Here is a 19,402-nt window from a genome sequence, read left to right on the forward strand (position 1 = left end):
CGCTGGCCGCTACGCCTCCGACAAGGCAGGCTCGCCGCCGTCCTTGCGGAAGAACGACCCGAAGAACACGGCGTCGGGTGCTGCGGCGATCGCCCTGGCGACGATGGCCGTGGCGACGATGGCAAAGACCAGCCGGCCGAAGAAGACGCTGGTGAAATCCGCCCCCAGCGCCACGACCACCAGCGTGTCCTCGATGAGGCTATGGCCGAAGCCCATGAAGACGCAGGCGAGGAACACCTGGCGCGGCTCGACCTTGGCCTCGCGCGCCTCGCGGATCAGAAGCGCGCCACCATAGGAAATGCCAAGCAGCACGCCGACGGCGGCAAAGGGCACGGTCTCGGTCTTGACGCCCGCAAGGCGAAAGAGCGGCGCCATGCCCCGGTTCAGCCATGCGAGGATGCCGACGAGCTTGAGGATCTCGATCGTCCAACTGAGCACGAGCAGCACGACGAGCATGGTCAGAAGCGTCTTCAGCGTGCCGAAGGCGAAGGCGACCCAGCCGGAGCCCTCGTTGGCCGGGATCCAGGTGGGGGCGAGCGGGGTTGCAAGCCATCCGGTGACGGCGAAGAGCTGATGCAGGAGGGCTGCGAAGATGAGGCCGCCGCCGATCCTTATCGCGGCGGTGACGAGGAAGCTTGGGCCCGCCTTCTGGATGATGCGCTGTTCGATCGGGATGGCATGGGCCACCAGCATCAGCGCTGGAAACACCGTCATGTCGGCAGTCGTCAGCTCCGAGACCGGCACCAGCGCGAAGACCACGACGACGGCGCCCCAGATGCCGACGAGCAGGCCGGTGAGCCACGCGAAGGCAAACTCGGGCGGCAGGCCGATCACCGTCATGACCGGCTCGAAGGCGGGTGCGACCGCGCGGATCACGCCGAGTTCCTGCAGCACATGGGTGACGATGGTGACGGGCACGATGATGCGCACCAGATCGAAGTAGACTTCGAGGGTGGCAAGTGTCTTGCGGTAGAGGATGATCAGGACGGTCATGGCGGTCTCTCCTTGGGATGTTGTCCAAGGACTAACGCCAGGCCGTTCGCAGTTGTGGTCAAAATATGCACCTTTGTGCAATAAAATTGCAAATGACCGCAACAGGGGGACGGACGGGGATGGACAAGATCGACAGAAAGCTCTTGAGGCTCTTGCAGGTGGATGCCTCGCGCACCAATGCCGAGCTTGCGGAAGAGGTCGGCCTTTCGCCATCGAGCTGCCTGCGCCGCATCAGGCGGCTACACGAGACCGGCGTCATCGACCGGATCGTCGCGGTGCTTAATCCGGCAAAGGCTGGTCGCACCATGAAGGCGATCATCACAGTCGAGCTCGAGCGCCATGGCGAACAATATATCCGCCGCTTCCTCGACATGGCGGAAAAGGAGCCGGCAGTGATCCAGGCCTACAGCGTCAGCGGCGAGACCGACGCCATTTTGATGCTGCGGCTGAAAGACATGGACGAGCTCGACGCGCTGACCGAACGGCTGTTTCGCGAGGAAACCAATGTCGCGCGCTATTACACGGCCTTCGTGATCCGTACCGGCAAGGAGACGACGGAGATACCGGTGTGAGAAGACGCCGAACCGTGGGGAACGACCCGAAACGACAGGCGCTGATGGGCCGGCGGTCCCGACGGGATCCCGATCAAGTGTTTTCGACGAGATAATCGCGCAATCTGCTCTTCAAACTGTCGACGACTTCAGGGTGGTTCAGGAAGTCAGCGATCGACATCATTGCCCACTGCTGGCCCTCGTCGCCAAACCTTACAGGCCCGAAACCCTCTTCGAGCTTGCCAACAAGGAAGTAACTTCCGGGGGCGGTCGTATGCTGTGCCGGATAATACCGCGTCCACACGATCCACGCCGGATCGACCGCAATATCGAACTCCTCGCGGGTCTCCCTGATTGCGCACTCGACCGGGCTCTCATCATCCTCCCGTCCGCCCCCCGGAAGATCCCACATGCCGGGGAAGGGGATTTCCGGCTTTTGATCACGCTGGTAGGCAATCAAAAGCCCCTGAAAGAGCAATGCGATTTTTGCGCCCTTGAAGGGGATGAAGGCCATTTGCGAAACCCTGCGCTTGCTGAGCGAAGCTCAACTCTCGTCTTCGATGAATCCCGATTTTTTGCAAAGCCGAAGATCTTGCAATTTGGCAACGCTCGCAATGATTGTTTCTGGTGTGACACAACCCGGCGTTTTCCGGCTATACCATTCTGACAGGCGTCGTCTTATCTGGACCGGAAAAGCCGGTTGACCGGGAGCATGACTGGAAATCTGCCCCCGGCGCTTGAGCTGCCGTTACTTCACCGCAGCGTTCCCTCCATCGGCAAAGAGCGCCGCACCGGAGACGAAGCTTGCCATCGGGCCTGAGAGGAAGAGGGCGGCCTGGGCGATTTCTTCCGGCTGGGCGATGCGCTTCATGGCGTGCAGGCCGGCCGCCCATTCCTTGTTTTCCTTGCTGCCGGCCGCCGGCGTGTCGACGCCGCCGGGCAGGAGCGCATTGGCGCGGATGCCCTTTGCGCCATAGTCGGCAGTGATGCCCTTGACGAGGCCCATCAGGCCGGCCTTTGCCGCGCCATAGGCGGCCATGCCGGGAATACCGACGCTGGTGCCGACGAAGGTGGAGGTGAAGACCAGCGAGCCGCCGTCACGCGCGAGCATTGCCGGGATCTGGTGGCGGGCGCCGAGGAAGGCGGAGGTGAGGTTGGTGGCAAGCGATTGCTGCCATTCCTTGTACGTGATCTCGGCGACCGGCTTCATGACGTTGACCGCGCCGGCATTGTTGACGGCGATGTCGAGGCCGCCGAAATGCTTGAGCGCCGCTTCCACCAGCCGGATATGGGTTTCTTCCGCGGTGACGTCGCCGCCAACCGCGATCGCTTCGCCGCCGTCTTCGCGGATCGCTTCGACGACGGCGTCAAGCTGCTCTTCGCCGCGGGCGTTGGCGACGATCTTCGCACCCTCGGCGGCAAAGAGCCTGGCGACCGCACGGCCGATGCCGGAGGAGGCGCCGGTGACGATCACGATCTTGTCTTGCAGCATGGTCATGGACTTTTCCCTTCTCTTGATTGATGCGCCCTGACTACTGCCGGCGGGCATCAGCGCCCACCCGATTTCCGATCGGTGATTGTGACGGCGCAGATTCTCGATCGCCCCGGTGGCATAGTCCGGGCCGACAACGAGGGCAGGGAAGAAGGGATGCTGAGGACCTATGGCGGCAGCCGCCATTGCGGCGCGGCGCGGATCGAGGCGGACCTCGACATCAGCGCCGGCACGGAGAATGCAACTGCACGGCCTGCATGAAGAGGCGGCTCTGGTCGATGGTGGCGAAGCCTGACGCCTTCCGGCTGATCGCCGGGGAGGCGGCACTGACCGACTATCGCGGCCACAACCCGGCCGCCCAGTCTTCATCGTCCGTGCACACGACGTCCGAGGCGTTCGCCGGCGTGGTCAGACATAATGGTGCAGATGCTGCCGGCGTCCGGGCCATGGTCGATACAGCCAACCAGAAACCCGAGATCGCCAGAGTGCAGATCGCGCATGCCTGCGGCACCTGCCAGCTTCTATTCGCTTAGTCTTTATCCGGCGCAGTTGACATATCGCGCAACACTGCCTCAGCCGCGACTTCGGCATTGCGTCTTGAGCCCGAGATGGTTCCGGATTTTATGAGCTGCTTGCCATCAAGCAGTAGCTGCCAGTTCCATGTGTTCAGGCCGCGTCCCTGGATGCGGAGTTTCAATCTGTCGGGATCGTACTTCGTCACTGCTTGCTCCTTTGACTGCACTTTGACAGATCAATGGCCAAACCAAAACTAAGCGATGAGGTCAAGACCTACATCGTAAAGGCTCTGGCATGCTTCGACAGCCCGCCCGTCGTCGCTGCGGCGTCTTTAGCGGCCCTGCGTCCGGCCCTCGGGCGTATCTAGTCCAGTTGCCGTTGTCTTCAGCGCGGCGAGCGTTTCGCGCAGCGCCCGGTCCAGCCGCTTGTCGCTTCGAAGCACCAGGGCGAAGCGGCGGAAGAGCGTTGGGGTGACGGGCCGCACCACCAGCCGTTCCCGGTCGCCGGGGCGAAGGGCGATTTCCGGAACGAGGGCTGAGCCGAGGCCGACGGCGACCATCTCCTTGATCGCGTCGACGCTGCCGAGCGCCATCACCGGCTTGACGGTCGTGCCTGTGGTGGCCAGCCATTCGTCGGTGATCCTTCGCGTGTTGGCGCCGGGCTCGTAGAGGATCAGCGGCCGTTCAGCCAGGATCGCGGGCGTGACGGTATCGGGCAGGGCGGTCCCGAGCGGCGCAATCGCCACGAAGCGCTCGTCGAAAAGCGGCGTAATGTCGAAGATGCGGCCGGAGACGGGCAGGCTGACGAGGCCGATGTCGATGAGGTTCTCGTCGACCGCGCGGACGATGTCGGCGCTGTTGCCGGTTGTCACGGTGATGTCGAGATCGGGAAAGCGGCGCTTGAGATCGGCCAGAAGCGGCGGCAGCAGGAAGGCGCACGGGGTGGCGCCGGTGCCGAGCCGGACGCGCCCGAGAACGCCTTTGGCGTGGCGGGCGACGGCCTCGATCGCCCGGCTGGTGGCAGCCTCGATGCTGCCGGCATGGGCCAGCAGCTCCTCGCCGGCCGCACTCGGCCGCGCCCTGCGGCCGACCCGCTCGACCAGGCGCACGCCGAGCTGCTTCTCCAGCACCCGCACCTGCAGGCTGACCGCCGGCTGGGTCAGGCCCAAGCGCTCGGCGGCGGCCGAGAAGCTGCCGAGTTCGGCGACCAGCGCGAAGGTTTTGAGATAATCGAGGTTGAGAGCACTCATGCCCAGGTTTCTCTTATTGTCAAAGTTTCTCTTATGCGTGGAATAGGAATGCTAAGCTTCTTTTAGGAGATGTCGAGGCGCAGACTGTTTCCATGGTTGGAAAAGAAACATGGATGTTCGACATGATTCGGGAACTCGGTTTTATCTCGTTGCTTCGCCGCGCTCGCGGTACTGGCAATTGCAGCAACTGCGCGAACTGGATGCTGAGCATCTGGCCGATATCGGCCTGACGGAGGCGGAAGCTCAGCTTGGAAGGCGCAAGGTTGCGCCGGTTCCGGCGCGCGAAGGGGCCGTCGTCGTTCCGCATGCGGACTCCGCACGGGCGGGCGCGATGTAGCGGTTTCGGCCCGCGCACTGTTCCCGACCACAACTGGTGGGGCGCCAGTGACAGGAGCGTCTCGTCTCAAGCCGGCCTCACGTCCCACCTTTCGATCGCAAGGCCCGGCCAAAGGGCGCGCCACCGTTCCACTTTGCGCTCGTAGATGGCGCGGGTGATCTGGCTCTTGTTGGCGCGCACGATCGGTGCGAGCAGGTCCTCAAGGCCGAAAGGGGCGCAGGTCTCCAGTCCGCCCCGGGACGGGCGAAGTCCGACGGCGGTTGCAGTCGTCGGAAATGTAGCGATCGCGTCTCGCGTCGATAGATAGGGCCTGATCGGCGTGCCGAACTTGTCCTCGTACCAGAGGTGAACGCGTGCCTCGTTCTTGACGTCGATCCGCACGGGTAGATCCGCAAACAGGCCTTCGATCCGCTTCGCATGCGTGGCCTCCGCCTCTTGCGAGAGGTCGTCACCGTCGAAATAGACGATGTCGATATCGCTGATGCCGTGCGTCGGCGGCAGGTCGAAGGCATGGTTCCAGACGGTCTGCGCTATCGCGCCGGCCGCCAGCCAGCCATCGGGCAGGGCAATCCGGTCCCAGCGATCGAGGATCGGAGCCAAGAGCGGGCTCTTCAGGATGATAGTCTGCAGGTCCGTCATCAAATCTGCATCGGCATGAAGCCTTGAAGCATGCTTTCCGCCGGTGCTCGCGCGGCTCCCGCCGAGATCCATAGAGGATCTCCAAGACACTCGATCCGCCCGTCTGCAACGACGATGCCGTCGCCGTCGTTGCAGGCAAGGATCGGTCGCGGCGTCGACAGGCTGTAGCGCAAGAGAGCGGGCAGGTAGCTCTTGTCGTCGCTCAGGTGCGGGAAGAACTCGAAGGGCGTGAGATCGAGTGCAGCGCCGTCCTCGATGTCCTCGGGCCGTTCACCGATGAAGAGCGCATCGGTCGCGATCGTCGGCGCCATGAGAATGGCGCCGGCGCTGACGCCGATGAGGATGCCGCCGGACTGTGCCCAGTCGCGAAGCGGCCCGAGCATGCCGCTTCGCTTCAGCCGTTCGAGAAAGCCGCCGGTGTGACCGCCTGCAAGGTGAATGGCGTCTGAGGCGAAGAGCCCTGCAATGTCGTCTGCCGAATGCGGTTCGTCGAGATCGAAGAACAGCGCGAGATCGAGACCCAGCCTGCCGTAATAGCCCTGCCCGGCAAGGAAGAAGCCGCGGTCCGGTTCCGGACCGGAGGCGACATAGGCGATGCGTTTTCCAGCGCCGCGTGCCGCCATCATCTCCACAAGCCTGAGGTCGATCGCCGAGCAGGCGGGGACGATCTGGTCGCTGTAGAGGACGAGGTTGAGCATGTCTTTCCTGTCGTGACGAAGGGCTATAGGCCGGTTCGCTCGGGCTAGCCCGCGATCGCCTTCACCCGGCGGCCGTAACGCCAGATCCCGAGCCAGCTGAAATAGTTGACGAGAAGCGACAGGCAAAGCCAGAGCAGAGTAGTGAGGTCGTCACCGCCTTCGAACTGACCGGCAAATCGCACGACGCTGATCAGCGACAGGCCGCCGAGAAGGATGCCGAGCAGCCAGCTGTAGGGCCGCCAGAACCCGAACGGCGGGACCTGCAGATTAAAGGCGTAAGCGACGAGACCGATCGCCGTTGCCAACGCCATGACCAGGCTGACGCCGCCGAGGATCTTGATCCCGTATGCCATCTCGTCCCAAAAGCTCAGGAGCAGCGTCGCGCCTATGACCAGGCCGAAAGCAAGGCTGAGCACGTAGAAAATTGCAAATGCCTTCCACATCGCGAATCATCCTGTATCTGCGTTGGTGGCAGCTTCGGCGGTGATGGGCGCCTTGTCTATCGTTCGGCGGGCGAGGTTGTCGCAAGGCCTTACGCCTCAAACGGCCTGCATGCCGCCCGCTCTCTCATTCTTTCACCGGAGTGCTTGGCGCGCTGACGTTTCGCTGTCAGCCCATCGCGGCCGGCTGCTGCTCTATGCGGCGGCCATAGCGCCAGACGCCGAGCCAGCCGAAATAGCTGAGAAGGAGCAGGAACAGCAAACCGAGGGAGGCCGACAGCAGGCCTTCGTCTCCGGGCTGGGGGCTGGAAATGAGCGTGACGAGATCCCAGGCATCGGCCATCAACGTGTAGAGACACCAGCAGGCGAGAACCCAGCTGAATGGCCGCCAAAATGGCAAGGGCGGGACCCTCAGGCCGAAGGCATAGGCAAAGACGCCTATCATGGCAGCAAATTCCACGGCCAGGCCCGCATAGAACAGGGCTCGGTCGGCGGACGACAGCTGCACCGCGATTTCAGGGGGTAGCGTGACGAAAGCCGATGACAGCATGAAAATGAAAAGCAGCCCATAGAGAACTGCAAACGCCTTCCACATCGCGACGCCTATCTCCCAACCAGAATGCTTCGTCCGTCCTCAGAAGGAACGGGGTTTTGCCGCAGGATCCGCACCAGCCTGGAATAGATCCTGCAACGCTTGCCTCTACCGCGCTTGCGCCGGTTGCTGCGCCATGCGCCGTCCATAGCGCCAGACGCCGAGCCAGCTGAAATAGTTGAGAGCCAGGCCGAGCACCAGCCAGATGAGGTTCGTGACGCCCACGTCGCTTCCGGCCGTGATGGTGGCGAACGCCATCACGAAGGCCACGGAAGCCAGGCCAAGGCCGATAGTCGACATCGGCACTGACCGGCCCGCCATGATGTAGCCGCCAAGCAGGACGCCGAACGTCGCCAACAGGCAGTAAAAGACAGCAAACGCCTTCCACATCGCGAATCATCCCCCAAGCATGCAATGCCTGCCATCTTGGGTCGTGTCGCGACACTTGTCTATCGTCTGGCGGGCAGGAGCGTGGCTTTTGCCTAATCCGCGCTCAGCGCCACCGCCGGCTGCAGGCGCGAGGCGTTGCGGGCGGGCAGGAAGCCGAAGACGAGGCCGGTCAGGAAGGCGCAGGCAAAGGCGAGCGCCACCGGGCCGAGGGTGAAGGAAACGGGCATGCCGAACTGGCCGGCAAGCGCGCCGGTGCCAAGCCCGAGCGCCACACCGAGCGTGCCGCCGATCGCCGAGACGACCAGCGCCTCGATGATGAACTGCAACAGGATATCGCGCTGGCGGGCGCCGGTCGCCATGCGCACGCCGATTTCGCGGGTACGCTCGCTGACCGAGACGAGCATGATGTTCATGACGCCGATGCCGCCAACGAGCAGCGAGATCGCGGCGACCGAGGCGAGGAACAGTTTCAGCGTGTTCGAGGTCTCGGTGAAGGCCTCGCGCACGGAGGACATGTTGGTGATCTGCGTGTCCTGGCGCTTGTGGCGCTGGTCGAGCAGCGCCTGGACCGTCTGCTGCGTGATGTCGATCGCCGAACCGTCCTTCACTTGAACGGTGATGGTGCGGATGTTGCGCTGGCCGAAGAGGCGGATGCTGCCGGTCGAAAGCGGCACCAGCACCACGTCGTCCTGGTCGTTGCCGAAGGAGGTGGCGCCCATTTCCGCCATCACGCCGATCACCTGGAAGGGGATCTTGTTGACCAGCACATACTGCCCGATCGGGTTGTCGCCGTCTGGAAAGAGCGTTTTCACGACCGTCTGGCCGAGTACGGCCACAGGTGCGTAGGTGTCCATGTCGTTCTGGTTGATGAACTCGCCCTTGGCCATCTTCCAGGATTTGGCGGTCGTAAACTGCGGTACGGTGCCGTTGGCGGTGGTCTGATAGTCGACATTGCCGCGGCGAAGCGTGACGGAGCTCGTCATCTCCGGCACGGCGAAGGCGACATTCGGCACCTCCAGGATCGCGTCCGCGTCCGCGGGCACCAGCGTCACGTTGCTGCCGCCCGCGCTGCCGCGGAAATTCGCCATGCTCGGCCGCACCACCAGCAGATCCGAGCCCATCGACGAGATGCGGCTCAAAACGGAATCCTGCGCGCCGGTACCGATCGCGAGCATCGCGACCACCGAGCCGACGCCGATGACGATGCCGAGCAGGGTCAGGATGGTGCGGAACAGATTGGCCTTCAGCGCCCGGAACGCCATCTTCACCGCTTCGGTGACGTCGGCGATCGCGGCCGAGCCTTCGCTGACATGGCGGGCGAGGGCGGCCGCCCCTTCGGCGTTGACGCGGGCTTTCTTGGCGCGGTCGGCGACGATGCGGCCGTCATGGATCTCGATCAGCCGGTCGGCCTGTTCGGCGACCTCGCGCGAGTGGGTGATGACGATGACCGTGTGGCCCTGCTCGTTCATGTCGCGCAACAGCGCCATCACGTCGGAGCCGCTCTGGCTGTCGAGCGCGCCGGTCGGCTCGTCGGCCAGGATCACCCGGCCGCCGTTCATCAGCGCGCGGGCGATGGAGACGCGTTGCTGCTGGCCGCCCGACAGCTGGCCCGGCCGGTGGTCGAGGCGCTCGCCGAGCTTCAGCGCTTCAAGCAGCGCCTCGGCGCGGTCGTGCCGGTCGCGGGCGGACATGCCGGCGTAGACGGCCGGTACCTCGACATTTTCCTTGGCGCTTGCTGTCGGGATGAGGTTGTAGCTTTGGAAGACGAAGCCGAAGGTGCGGCGGCGAAGGGCCGCGAGCTCGTCACTGTCGAGGGTAGCGACGCTCTCGCCATCGATCAGGTAGTCGCCGCCGGTCGGCTGGTCGAGGCAGCCGAGTATGTTCATCAGCGTCGACTTGCCGGAACCCGACTGGCCGACGATCGCCACGAACTCGCCCGCCTCGATATCGAGCGACAGGCCGTGCAGAACCTCGACGGCGAGGTCGCCGTTGAAATAGGTCTTGCTGACGTGCCTGAGTGAGAGAAGCGGGGTCATGGCCACTATCGAGCTTGGATCAGAACATCGGCGGCATGCGCATGCCACGCTGGTTTCGGTTGTCGCGGGCGTTGCCGCTCCCTGTCGATCCGGTGCTGACGACCACCTTCTCGCCCTCCTGGAGGCCGCTTCTGATCTCGGCGCTGACGCGGTTGCGAATGCCGATTTCGACGTCGCGGGTTTCGAGCGCGCCGGAAGCCGTAACCACGGTCACCTGCGCCTTGCGGGGCCCGCTTCCGGTTCCGTTTCTCTGGCCGTCGCGTCGGCCGTTGCTCTCACCCGTTGCATCTCCCGTACCCTTGGCCGGATGGCTCAAGGCGCCGCTCGGCACGATCAATACGTCCTTGGCGGCGGCTTGCACGAAGAACACCTGGGCGCTCATCGACATCATCAGTTCGCCTTCGGGATTGGGCACGTCAAAGAGTGCGTAATAGAGCACGACGTTGTTGGCCGTGTCCGGCATCGGCTGGATCTGGCGAAGCTTGCCGGCAAAATGTTTGCCGGGCTGGCCGAGCAGGGTGAAATAGGCATCCATGCCGACCTTCAGCCGGGTGACGTCTGCTTCCGACACCTGCGCCTTGACGGTCATGGTCGAGAGGTCAGCGATGGTGACGATGGTCGGCGTCGTCTGGTTGGCGTTCAGCGTCTGGCCGGCCTTGGCCGGGTTGGCGACGATGGTGCCCGAGATCGGCGCGTAGATCTTGGTGTAGCCGAGATCGACCTTGTCGCCGGCAAGGGTCGCCTGCTGCTTGCGGATCTGCGCCTCGATGGCGTTGACGTCGGCCTCGGCGGCGGCGAGATCGGCAATCGCCTGGTCGAGCGTCGATTGCGCCACGCTCCGGGTTTCGACGAGATTGCGTTGGCGGTCGATATTGGCCTGCTTGAGGACGAGCTGCGCCCTCTTGGAAATGAGCTGGGCCTGAAGGTTGGCAAGCTCCGCCTGGTCGATCTCTATGCGGTTCTCGATGGTGGCCGGATCGATCTCGGCGACGAGCTGGTCTTGCGTGACCGTGTCGCCGATCGCCACATGCAGCGCCTTCAACTGGCCGGAGACCTGGGCGCCGGCATCGACGGAATTGACCGCGTCGAGCGTACCGACGGCGGTCACGCTGTTTTCGATGTCGCCGCGGGTCACCACCTCGGTCACCATTGCGGTCGAGGCCGGGTTCTCTCCATAGCGCGTCCAGCCGTAATAGCCGGCGCCGGCGACGGCGAGGATGACCGGCAGCCACAGCCAGGCTCGCGAGCGGCGCCTGCGCTTCACCGTCTTCACCGCACCGGGAATGAAGGTGACGTTGGGCGCCGCATCGTCTCGGGGCGTGGTGTCGGCTCGCGCCGTCTTGGCTGTCTTGTTCATCGCTTGCGCCTAACCGGCATCGCCGATGCCAAAATGGATAGGTTCAAAAATAGAAGCGAATGGACCCGGCGAAAAGCATTGAGATCATTATATTTTCGTAATCTTCGCCATCTGCATGGCAAGAGAAAGGCGCCCGCAGCTGCGGACGCCCGTTTTCGAAGGGAACGACGGGTCTCTCAGCTGCGTGCCGCAATCAGCGCGGCGACATTGACGACCGCGCCGTGGTGGTCGGCAAGGCCGGCAAGTTCGGCCTCATGCAGGGCACGGGCGGAGATGGTGCCGCTTGCCGATGGCAGGTCGCGTGTGGTGCAGGCATCGGCTGCGATGGTGATGCCGTAGCCGAGATCCTTGGCCGCGCGGGCCGTCGACGACACGCAATTGTGGGTCATGAAGCCGGCGAAGATCACCGGCGTGCCGGCCGGCCCAATGATTTCGGCAAGGTTGGTGTCCGAAAAGCCGTTGGGCCGGATCTTCTCGACCACCGCTTCGCCGGCGATTGGCGTCAGCGCATCGACGATCGCGCCGCGGCGCGCCCCCCGGTCGAACATGCCGCCGGCGGCCCCCTTATGAGCGACGTGGATGATCTTCGCGCCGGCGGCGCGAGCGGCGACCAGCAACTGCCGCGCCTTTTCGATCGCCGCTTCCGGCTCGACCAGGCGCACGGGGCCGGCCAGATATTCGTTCTGGTAGTCGATCAGCACCAGCGTCGCTTCGCCAAGCGGCGGCGGGGCGAGCGTGACGCCGGCAAGTGTGAAAAGGGTTGCTGCGGGCGCGGAATCGGACATGGGAAGGCTCCTTGTTTGTGCGGACGGTGCAGGGTGTTTGGGTGGAAGGCAGCCCTGGCCGGGCGGTGGTTTTCGGGGCCGTAGCCCTGGCGTTGGTTCGTCGAACCGGTCGGTCTATGGGCTTGATCTTAGCGGCTGCGTTGGCGCAGAGTGATCCGAATTTTTCGGAGGACTATCTGCATGAATGCAGGGGGATGGGCGGATCTCGAACTGCTCGATCATCTGGTGCGCGGTGCGACGCTCAGCCAGGCGGCGCGCTCGCTTGGTGTCGACCAGACCACGGTGTCGCGCCGGCTTGCGGCGCTGGAGCGGCGGGTGGGGGCGGCGCTGTTCGACCGCATCGACGGCCGGCTGACGCCGACGCCGGTGCTTTCCCCCGTCGTCGAGCGGCTCCGGACGATCTCGGAGGAGGCGTCGCTGTCGCTGGCGACGCTGCTGCGGCGCACGGCGGAACTGCAGGGCCAGGTACGGGTGACCAGCATCGGCTTCGTCTTGAGCGCCATCCTGGCGCCGGCGCTTGCCCGCCTCGAACAGCGCCATCCGGGCCTCACCCTCGATCTCGTTGCCGACAACCAGATGCTGAGCATCGAGCGGCGCGAGGCCGACATCGCCATCCGCATGGCGCGCACCGGCGAAGACAGCGTGCGGGTGAAGAGCCTCGGCACGCTGCGTTTCCGCCTGTTCCGGCCGAGGGGGCAGGGAGAAGGCCCATGCCCGGTCGTGCGCTACGGCCCGGCACTCGCCCATGTGCCGGAGATGCAGGCGCTTGACCGGCTCAGACCGGATGCCCGCGTGGCGCTGACGGCCGACAAGCTGGAGATCCTGATGGAGGCGGCCCTTTCGCTCGGCGCCGAACTGATGCTGCCGGAGGTTTCGGCCTCACGCGATCCGCGTTTCGAGGCGGTGGACGAACCGGGGGCGGCCGCCGAGCGCCCAGTCTATCTGATGATGCACCCGGAACGGGCGCGCGTGCCGAGCGTGGCGGCGGTCGCGGCTTTCATCGAAGAGGCGGTTCGGGGGTGGAAGTAGGTGTTGGTTGAGGCGTGGTGTTCGCGCGTTCAGAGGCATTGCCCCGCTCATCGGGTTTAACCCGAGGAATAACCCTCTCCCCGCAGGCGGGGATAGGTGACGTGCCATGCTGCCGGCACCGCGAACGGGGTCCGCGATTAGCGGGAAATCGGGCGGGCCTTGTTGGGCGAGTGGGTGCCGCCAGGCGGAAGAGGGGGCCTTCTGAGCCACACCAACGTAGTGACGGCGCAGCCGATCATAACATTGCCAGCGGTCACCGAACGGACTATTGAAGGGCTTCAATCTCGAGGTTTGCCATGAACATGGTTCCGAAAATTGCAGAACGACGACGCTGAAGCTCTCAACGCTTTTGCGCTCCTTTTCATGCAATTTCAGGAAATGATCCATGTCCGTCAAATCGGCAGCACTCGCAGCCCTTGCTCGCGCCTATGAACTGAACGGCCTTAAGGCCGAACCCTCCATCGCCCGGTCGACACGGCCCGAGTTCGGCGATCTCCAATGCAACGACATGATGCGGCTGGCAAAATCCGCCGGCCGGAATCCGCGCGAACTTGCCGCTGACGTTGCCGAGGCGGCGCGCGGCGAAGAATTCGCGGAAGTGTCCGTCGCCGGTCCGGGTTTCATCAACGTCCGGCTGACGGATGCGGCGGTTGCCGCGGAGGCGACGGCGATGCTGGCCGATGGGTCGCTTGCCGCCGAGAAGGTGCAGCCGCTGCGCACCATCATCGATTTCGGCGGACCCAACGTCGCCAAGGCGTTGCATGTCGGGCACCTGCGTTCCTTCGTCATCGGCGAAAGCCTGCGGCGCATCCTGCTTGAGATCGGCCACGACGTGCTGTCCGATATCCATCTCGGCGACTGGGGCCTGCAGATGGGCAAGCTTCTGTTGGGTGCGGCCCTGGCCGCCGGATGGAAAGTCGGCGATCCCGCGCCCTTCATCGATCCCCGCGCATTCGATGCCATGACCGTCGATGAACTTGGCATTCTCTACAGGTCGGGCAATGCGGCCTGCGAGGACGAGACGTCGCTTGCGCAGGCGCGGATGCTGACCACGAGACTGCAGGACGGAGATCCACTCCTGACCGCGGCCTGGGGGCGCATGCGGGCCATTTCCCTGGTCGCGATCTCGGCTACAGCACAAGTGCTAGGGGCGCATTTCGACCTGTTCAAAGGGGAAAGCGATGCGCATGCAGAAGTCGCGCCCATGCTTGCCGACCTCGTTGCCCGCAAGCTCGCTCGAGAGAGCGACGGTGCTCTTGTCATCGATGTCGCCGGTGACGGACTTCCAAACAATGCACCACCTCTGCTTCTTCAGAAGAGCGACGGCGCTGCGCTTTACGGCACGACGGATCTCGCGACGCTGCGCCAGCGGGTGCGCGATCTCGGTGCAGAGCAGATCGTCTATTGCACCGACGACCGGCAGGCGCTGCATATTGCCAGCGTGTTTTCGGCGGCGCGGACGGCAGGTTATGCCGATGGCGTCGAACTGCGGCACGCGACCTTCGGCACCGTTCGTGGCAGCGACGGCAAGCCCTTCAAGACCCGCGACGGGTCGGCCGCATCGCTCGGCGACATGATCGATCTGGCGCTTGCCAAGTCGTCGGAAAAGGTGACTGACGGCGAGGCGGCCACGGCCGTCGGTCTCGGCGCCCTGAAGTTTACCGACCTCTCCACGCCGCGAAACACAGGTTATGTTTTTGACATCGACAGGATGACCTCTTTCGAGGGGCGGACGGGTCCGTATCTTCAATATGCCTACGCCCGGATCTCATCGATCCTGGACAAGGCCGAGGAGGCGGGCATGGTTCCAGCCGAGATGGTCTCGATCAGCCATCCGTCCGAGCGGGCCGTGCTGATGGAATGTCTCTGGTATCCGCATGCGCTTTCGCAGGCGGCGCAACAGCTCGAATCCTTCGAGATCGCCGACCGGGCCTACCAGGTGGCAGATGCGTTCAGCCGCTTCTACGCGGATTGCCCGGTGCTGAAGGCAGACGATCCGTCGGGTCGGCTTGCCACATGCAGGCTGGTCGCACGGGTCATCGGGAAATGCCTCGAGCTTCTTGGAATGGAGCCGGTGCGGCGCATGTAACGTTCGGTTGGCCGACCTCGGTGATCAGGCCGCCGAAAACTCTTTCACCAAGGCGTCGAGGGCCCCGGGCGCCGCGCCATCGATACACCGGATGTCGGCGGCTCCGGCAGCCGCCAGCATCTCTCTGTTTTCGCGGATCGAGCGCTCGATGAACTTGTCGATGATCGCGGCCTTCGTCCCGTCAGCATCTGCGCGCCGAGATTCTTCCAGCATGCGCCGGCGCAGGAAAGTGTCATCCGCGTAGAGAAACAAGGGGAGGATGTCCTCTTGTTCGAGTTGAGCCATATATTCCGGCCGGAGCGCGGCACCTTCAAGCACGAAGGGTTGAGCGTGTTCCAGGCGGCTTTCGATGATCTGGCGGATGCGCGGCCACATGTTTTCGTGGTGCACCTTCAGGAACCAATGGATGGTCTCGTCGGTCAGGCTTGCATAATACTCGGCGACCTGAGGACGGACCGACGGCCAGGGCCTGCCGGGATGGCGGCCCAAATCGTCCGTCGAGATCAGCTCCCGCCCGAGCGAACTTGCGAGAGCCCTGGCGAGTGTCGACTTCCCGACATGCGAGCTTCCTCCAATCAGGATCCCGAGGGCCGGCTGCTGCATGCGTTGGACTCCATTCCATCGATCGCGTGATCGACCGCGCCACGATCAAACACCTACGTCTGACGAGGGCAGGTCGACCTCCATTCCGTCGGTTCGCACCCTATGGCGCGGCTTCTGCGCCGTCACCGTCGAAATTTCGCCCCTTTGCAAGAATCGTCTTGACGCTCTGGAGAGGCTTCACTAGAAGAATGCGAACCGTACCGTACGGTACTGATCGAGGGCGAGGCAGCGTGCAGATGACTGTGGCGATGAGAGAGGCGAATGCCGGGGAGGGGCTGACGGAACGTCAGGGCGCCGTTCTCGAGCAGGCATTGCGACTTCTCGTCGACGGCGGCGAAAAGGCGCTGACGACGGCCGGCATCGCGCGTGCTGCCAATTGCTCCAAGGAAAGCCTCTACAAGTGGTTCGGCGATCGCGACGGGCTGATTTCGGCGATGATCGGCTTCCAGGCGAGCAAGGTGCGCACGCAGGACGTTGCCGCCCGCGCGCTCGATGCCGAGAGCCTGCAGCGGCATCTGATCGTTTTTGCCAAGGATCTGCTTGAGGTTCTCGCCGGTGACGTGTCGCTGGCGCTCAACCGTCTGGCGATCGGCCAGGCGAGCCGCGACGGCTCCAAGCTCGGCCACATGCTGCAGGAACGCGGGCGTCGGCAGATCGGCCGCCGGGCCGCAGCGCTGCTCGAAGCCGGCCGCAAGGCAGGCCTCTTGACGTTCGACGATGCCGACGAGGCCTATGGCGCGCTTTATGGGCTGATCGTCTCCGACTGGCATCTGAAGATGCTGCTCGGCGAAGAGGCCGGCGAGATGAGACAAAGTTTTGGCCGCAAGGCGGAGCAGGCGGTATCCGCCTTCCTTTCGCTTTACGGCACGAAAAGGTAACGGCCCGCAGCGCCGCGCTTCGAAAGAAGCGTAAAGGTCGCTGCGGCAAAGAAAAGTCACAGCGCCGCGCTTTGAAAGAAGCGCAAAGGTCGCTGCGACACCAGGAATTGCTGCAGGGCCCGGAGCTCCCGGGTAATGCAGCGGAAGCAACTGACAAACAACGGGAAGGACCACAACAATGCGCGTCTATTACGATCGTGATGCCGATATCAACCTGATCAAGTCGAAGAAGGTCGCCATCGTCGGCTACGGCAGCCAGGGCCGCGCCCATGCGCTGAACCTCAAGGATTCCGGCGCCAAGGAAATCCGCATCGCTCTGAAGCCGGGTTCGGCAACGGCTGCCAAGGTCGAGGCCGACGGTCTCCAGGTTCTCTCGGTAGCAGAAGCCGCCAAGTGGGCCGACCTCATCATGATGGCGACCCCGGACGAACTCCAGGCCGAAATCTACAAGGCCGAAATCGCCGGCAACATCCGTGACGGCGCTGCGATCGCTTTCGCCCACGGCCTCAACGTTCACTTCGGCCTGATCGAGCCGAAGGCCTCGCTCGACGTCGTCATGATCGCGCCGAAGGGCCCGGGCCACACGGTTCGCGGCGAATACCAGAAGGGCGGCGGCGTTCCCTGCCTCGTTGCCGTTCACCAGGACGCTTCGGGCAACGCCCTTGACCTCGCTCTCTCCTACGCCTGCGGCGTCGGCGGCGGCCGTTCGGGCATCATCGAGACCAACTTCAAGGAAGAGTGCGAAACCGACCTCTTCGGCGAACAGGTCGTTCTGTGCGGCGGTCTCGTCGAGCTCATCCGCGCCGGTTTCGAAACGCTGGTCGAAGGCGGCTACGCCCCGGAAATGGCCTATTTCGAGTGCCTGCACGAAGTGAAGCTGATCGTCGACCTGATCTATGAAGGCGGCATCGCCAACATGAACTACTCGATCTCGAACACGGCCGAGTGGGGCGAATACGTCACGGGTCCGCGCATCATCACCGAAGAAACCAAGGCCGAGATGAAGCGCGTCCTCAAGGACATCCAGACCGGCAAGTTCACCTCCGAGTGGATGCAGGAATACAAGTCGGGTGCGGCTCGCTTCAAGGGCATCCGCCGCGTCAACGACAGCCACCAGATCGAAGAAGTCGGCGCCAAGCTCCGCGGCATGATGCCCTGGATCGGCAAGAACAAGCTGGTCGACAAGGCGAAGAACTAAGCCTTATCGAACGGTTGAATGAGAAAGCCGGGGCGCATGCTCCGGCTTTTTTCGTTTGGCATACATCTCCCGGATAGCTTCACGCTTTTCCTGGAATTGGGTCAGACTAATCCCAGAGAAGCCGAAAGACGCCCAGAAAGACCCTTCCGAACAGCTCAAGACAGATTTCGGGGAACAGGGCGGCAAAGGCCGCGCCAGCGGTGAAACCAACCACCGTCCAAGCCGTAACCCTGCCAGCCGTAAAGGGTGCCGAAAGTGGTCGCCGTGCCGACGATCGTCATCCACCAGAGAACCCGGAGGGTGGTCGTCGCATGGCGAATGAACGTATCAAGCATCTGCCTTCCCTGCCGCGAGCCGGAACACGCTTTGGTTTCGTACCGGACATAAGTTCGCGCAGAGGTGATTTCCAGATCAACCTGATATCAATGGCCGGGAGGCCGGGCGCTTGGTTCAAAACTCCTGCCAGGCCTGCAGCCTTTCGACCGTCGTCGTCGCACCGCCGCAGACGATCATCAGGATGCGCTCGAAGCGCGCCAGCCGGTCGGCGTGGGCGTAGGCGACGGCGAGGGCGGCGCCGCAGGCGGGCTCGACCAGCACGCGGTGGTCGTCGAGGAAGCGGATGCAGGCTTGCGCGGCGTCCGTGTCGCTGACGACGACGCTCTCGACCGGGCGCGTCTGGCTCAGCTCGAAGGCGCGCTCGCTGACCTTGCGGGCGGCGAGCGACGTTGCGATGCCGCTGACGGAGGGGAGTTCCGTCAGCGTGCCCGCGTCCATCGAGGCGGCCAGCGAAGCGGTGCCTTCGGTCTCGACGGCAAGGATCGGCACGTGGTCAAGCCCGTTGCGCGCGAGCCCCTCGGCAACGCCTGCAAACAGTCCGCCGCCGCCGACCGACAGCACCACGGCATCGAAGGCGAGGCCGGATCGCGCGACCTCGTCGATCATCGTCGCGTGACCGGTCCACAGCAGCGGGTCGTCGAAGGGATGGATGAAGGCGGTGTCGGCATCGAGGGAGGCGAGGGCGGCGGCATTCGCCTCATCCCAGGCGGCGCCGTGCACGATGACGTCGGCGCCCTGCTGGCGGATCAGGCCCTTCGCGCGCTCGGTCGTCGTTTCGGGAACGAAGACGGATACAGGGATCGAAAGCATGCGCCCGGCATAGGCGACCGCCATGCCGGCATTGCCGCCGGAGGAGGAGACGAAGCGCCGCTTGCCGGCGCGCGCGTGGTGCTCGCAGGCAGCGCCGACGCCGCGGATCTTGAACGAACCCGGTGGCTGCAGCGCGTCCATCTTCAGAAAGATTGAGCGGCCCGAGGCAAGCCCCAGCGGCAGGGATTCGATCAGCGGAGTTTCGAGGTGAAGTGGCATGAGATGTTCCGTTGCGGGCGCGATGCCGATGGGTGCCCCGGTGTGACGGAGCTCAGGGAGAATCGTGAGGCAATTTGCCCCCGATCGCCACGTCGGCGCAATATGGGGAAGCACTCCGCCGCGGATGGCTGCGTGTCATCTCACGGAACATCATGGATTTGCGGC

Annotated in this window: 23 protein-coding genes and 1 pseudogene; 8 read left to right on the plus strand and 16 right to left on the minus strand. The window is 64.0% G+C overall.

Annotated features, from left to right (window positions below):
* Window positions 1-9: 9 nt before the first annotated feature.
* Entirely contained in the window at window positions 10-993 is a 984-nt protein-coding gene (locus IB262_RS01535) for a nucleoside recognition domain-containing protein (protein WP_112974890.1), read from the minus strand.
* A 119-nt stretch (window positions 994-1,112) separates the two neighbouring features.
* Here IB262_RS01535 and IB262_RS01540 point away from each other — a divergent pair, with 119 nt between their 5' ends.
* A complete protein-coding gene (locus IB262_RS01540) occupies window positions 1,113-1,565 on the plus strand; it encodes an Lrp/AsnC family transcriptional regulator (protein ID WP_089043503.1) in 453 nt (150 codons plus the stop codon).
* 73 nt (window positions 1,566-1,638) lie between these two features.
* On the opposite strand, the gene IB262_RS01545 is transcribed toward IB262_RS01540, so the two are convergent.
* Window positions 1,639-2,058 carry an NUDIX hydrolase gene (locus IB262_RS01545; RefSeq protein WP_112974889.1) on the minus strand — a complete coding sequence of 140 codons (420 nt, stop codon included), beginning with the start codon at window positions 2,056-2,058 and terminating at the stop codon, window positions 1,639-1,641.
* Between the two features lie 234 nt (window positions 2,059-2,292).
* A complete protein-coding gene (locus tag IB262_RS01550; RefSeq protein WP_089043505.1) occupies window positions 2,293-3,042 on the minus strand; it encodes an SDR family oxidoreductase in 750 nt (249 codons plus the stop codon).
* 251 nt (window positions 3,043-3,293) lie between these two features.
* Here IB262_RS01550 and IB262_RS01555 point away from each other — a divergent pair, with 251 nt between their 5' ends.
* A complete protein-coding gene (locus tag IB262_RS01555) occupies window positions 3,294-3,569 on the plus strand; it encodes a hypothetical protein (protein WP_246802555.1) in 276 nt (91 codons plus the stop codon).
* Here the strand turns inward: IB262_RS01555 and IB262_RS01560 are convergent.
* On the minus strand, window positions 3,566-3,757 hold the full coding sequence (locus IB262_RS01560; RefSeq protein ID WP_060582751.1) for a hypothetical protein: 192 nt from the start codon (window positions 3,755-3,757) through the stop codon (window positions 3,566-3,568). The genes IB262_RS01555 and IB262_RS01560 overlap by 4 nt on opposite strands.
* Window positions 3,758-3,790: 33 nt before the next feature.
* Here IB262_RS01560 and IB262_RS01565 point away from each other — a divergent pair.
* Window positions 3,791-3,874, plus strand: a pseudogene (locus tag IB262_RS01565) (DUF2280 domain-containing protein); the annotation flags it as partial.
* Between the two features lie 9 nt (window positions 3,875-3,883).
* On the opposite strand, the gene IB262_RS01570 reads toward IB262_RS01565, so the two are convergent.
* Window positions 3,884-4,801, minus strand: coding sequence for a LysR family transcriptional regulator (locus IB262_RS01570; protein ID WP_089043506.1), 918 nt, complete (start codon window positions 4,799-4,801; stop codon window positions 3,884-3,886).
* Between the two features lie 109 nt (window positions 4,802-4,910).
* Between IB262_RS01570 and IB262_RS01575 the strand changes: the two genes are divergently transcribed.
* Window positions 4,911-5,138, plus strand: a complete 228-nt coding sequence (locus tag IB262_RS01575; RefSeq protein ID WP_112974888.1) for a DUF1127 domain-containing protein — start codon at window positions 4,911-4,913, stop codon at window positions 5,136-5,138.
* Between the two features lie 66 nt (window positions 5,139-5,204).
* Here IB262_RS01575 and IB262_RS01580 read toward each other — a convergent pair whose 3' ends face one another.
* The 8 genes from IB262_RS01580 to IB262_RS01615 form a co-directional block, all read right to left on the minus strand.
* On the minus strand, window positions 5,205-5,777 hold the full coding sequence (locus IB262_RS01580) for a nucleotidyltransferase family protein (protein ID WP_060516017.1): 573 nt from the start codon (window positions 5,775-5,777) through the stop codon (window positions 5,205-5,207).
* Window positions 5,777-6,475, minus strand: coding sequence for a Type 1 glutamine amidotransferase-like domain-containing protein (locus tag IB262_RS01585; RefSeq protein ID WP_112974887.1), 699 nt, complete (start codon window positions 6,473-6,475; stop codon window positions 5,777-5,779). The genes IB262_RS01580 and IB262_RS01585 overlap by 1 nt, the downstream gene beginning before the upstream one ends.
* Before the next feature lie 44 nt (window positions 6,476-6,519).
* A complete protein-coding gene (locus IB262_RS01590; RefSeq protein WP_034792862.1) occupies window positions 6,520-6,918 on the minus strand; it encodes a hypothetical protein in 399 nt (132 codons plus the stop codon).
* Window positions 6,919-7,084: 166 nt separating this feature from the next.
* Window positions 7,085-7,510: a hypothetical protein gene (locus IB262_RS01595; RefSeq protein ID WP_112974886.1), complete on the minus strand. Its 426-nt coding sequence runs from the start codon at window positions 7,508-7,510 to the stop codon at window positions 7,085-7,087.
* Window positions 7,511-7,615: 105 nt separating this feature from the next.
* The gene (locus IB262_RS01600; protein WP_112974885.1) at window positions 7,616-7,897 is read right to left on the minus strand and encodes a hypothetical protein; all 282 of its coding nucleotides are present in this window, start codon (window positions 7,895-7,897) and stop codon (window positions 7,616-7,618) included.
* Between the two features lie 92 nt (window positions 7,898-7,989).
* Entirely contained in the window at window positions 7,990-9,933 is a 1,944-nt protein-coding gene (locus IB262_RS01605; RefSeq protein ID WP_112974884.1) for a MacB family efflux pump subunit, read from the minus strand.
* Between the two features lie 19 nt (window positions 9,934-9,952).
* The gene (locus IB262_RS01610; RefSeq protein WP_034792871.1) at window positions 9,953-11,290 is read right to left on the minus strand and encodes an efflux RND transporter periplasmic adaptor subunit; all 1,338 of its coding nucleotides are present in this window, start codon (window positions 11,288-11,290) and stop codon (window positions 9,953-9,955) included.
* Between the two features lie 176 nt (window positions 11,291-11,466).
* Window positions 11,467-12,075: a cysteine hydrolase family protein gene (locus IB262_RS01615; RefSeq protein WP_112974883.1), complete on the minus strand. Its 609-nt coding sequence runs from the start codon at window positions 12,073-12,075 to the stop codon at window positions 11,467-11,469.
* A 180-nt stretch (window positions 12,076-12,255) separates the two neighbouring features.
* Between IB262_RS01615 and IB262_RS01620 the strand changes: the two genes are divergently transcribed.
* Both IB262_RS01620 and argS read left to right on the plus strand, forming a co-directional pair.
* Window positions 12,256-13,104 (plus strand): LysR family transcriptional regulator, encoded by an 849-nt coding sequence (locus IB262_RS01620; RefSeq protein WP_034792878.1) that lies wholly within the window; start codon window positions 12,256-12,258, stop codon window positions 13,102-13,104.
* A 385-nt stretch (window positions 13,105-13,489) separates the two neighbouring features.
* A complete protein-coding gene (gene argS / locus IB262_RS01625) occupies window positions 13,490-15,193 on the plus strand; it encodes an arginine--tRNA ligase (protein ID WP_112974882.1) in 1,704 nt (567 codons plus the stop codon).
* A gap of 24 nt (window positions 15,194-15,217) precedes the next feature.
* Here the strand turns inward: argS and IB262_RS01630 are convergent, their stop codons facing one another.
* Entirely contained in the window at window positions 15,218-15,796 is a 579-nt protein-coding gene (locus tag IB262_RS01630; protein WP_192493363.1) for an AAA family ATPase, read from the minus strand.
* A 230-nt stretch (window positions 15,797-16,026) separates the two neighbouring features.
* Here IB262_RS01630 and IB262_RS01635 point away from each other — a divergent pair, with 230 nt between their 5' ends.
* Window positions 16,027-16,674, plus strand: a complete 648-nt coding sequence (locus tag IB262_RS01635) for a TetR/AcrR family transcriptional regulator C-terminal domain-containing protein (RefSeq protein WP_034792897.1) — start codon at window positions 16,027-16,029, stop codon at window positions 16,672-16,674.
* Window positions 16,675-16,852: 178 nt separating this feature from the next.
* On the plus strand, window positions 16,853-17,872 hold the full coding sequence (gene ilvC, locus IB262_RS01640; protein ID WP_034792899.1) for a ketol-acid reductoisomerase: 1,020 nt from the start codon (window positions 16,853-16,855) through the stop codon (window positions 17,870-17,872).
* 155 nt (window positions 17,873-18,027) lie between these two features.
* On the opposite strand, the gene IB262_RS01645 is transcribed toward ilvC, so the two are convergent.
* Together IB262_RS01645 and IB262_RS01650 are read right to left on the minus strand one after the other, a co-directional pair.
* Window positions 18,028-18,207 (minus strand): hypothetical protein, encoded by a 180-nt coding sequence (locus tag IB262_RS01645; protein ID WP_192493364.1) that lies wholly within the window; start codon window positions 18,205-18,207, stop codon window positions 18,028-18,030.
* A 115-nt stretch (window positions 18,208-18,322) separates the two neighbouring features.
* Window positions 18,323-19,237, minus strand: coding sequence for a pyridoxal-phosphate dependent enzyme (locus tag IB262_RS01650; RefSeq protein WP_060516029.1), 915 nt, complete (start codon window positions 19,235-19,237; stop codon window positions 18,323-18,325).
* Between the last annotated feature and the right edge of the window lie 165 nt (window positions 19,238-19,402).

Source organism: Ensifer sp. ENS02 (assembly GCF_014851885.1).
Lineage (GTDB): Bacteria > Pseudomonadota > Alphaproteobacteria > Rhizobiales > Rhizobiaceae > Ensifer > Ensifer adhaerens.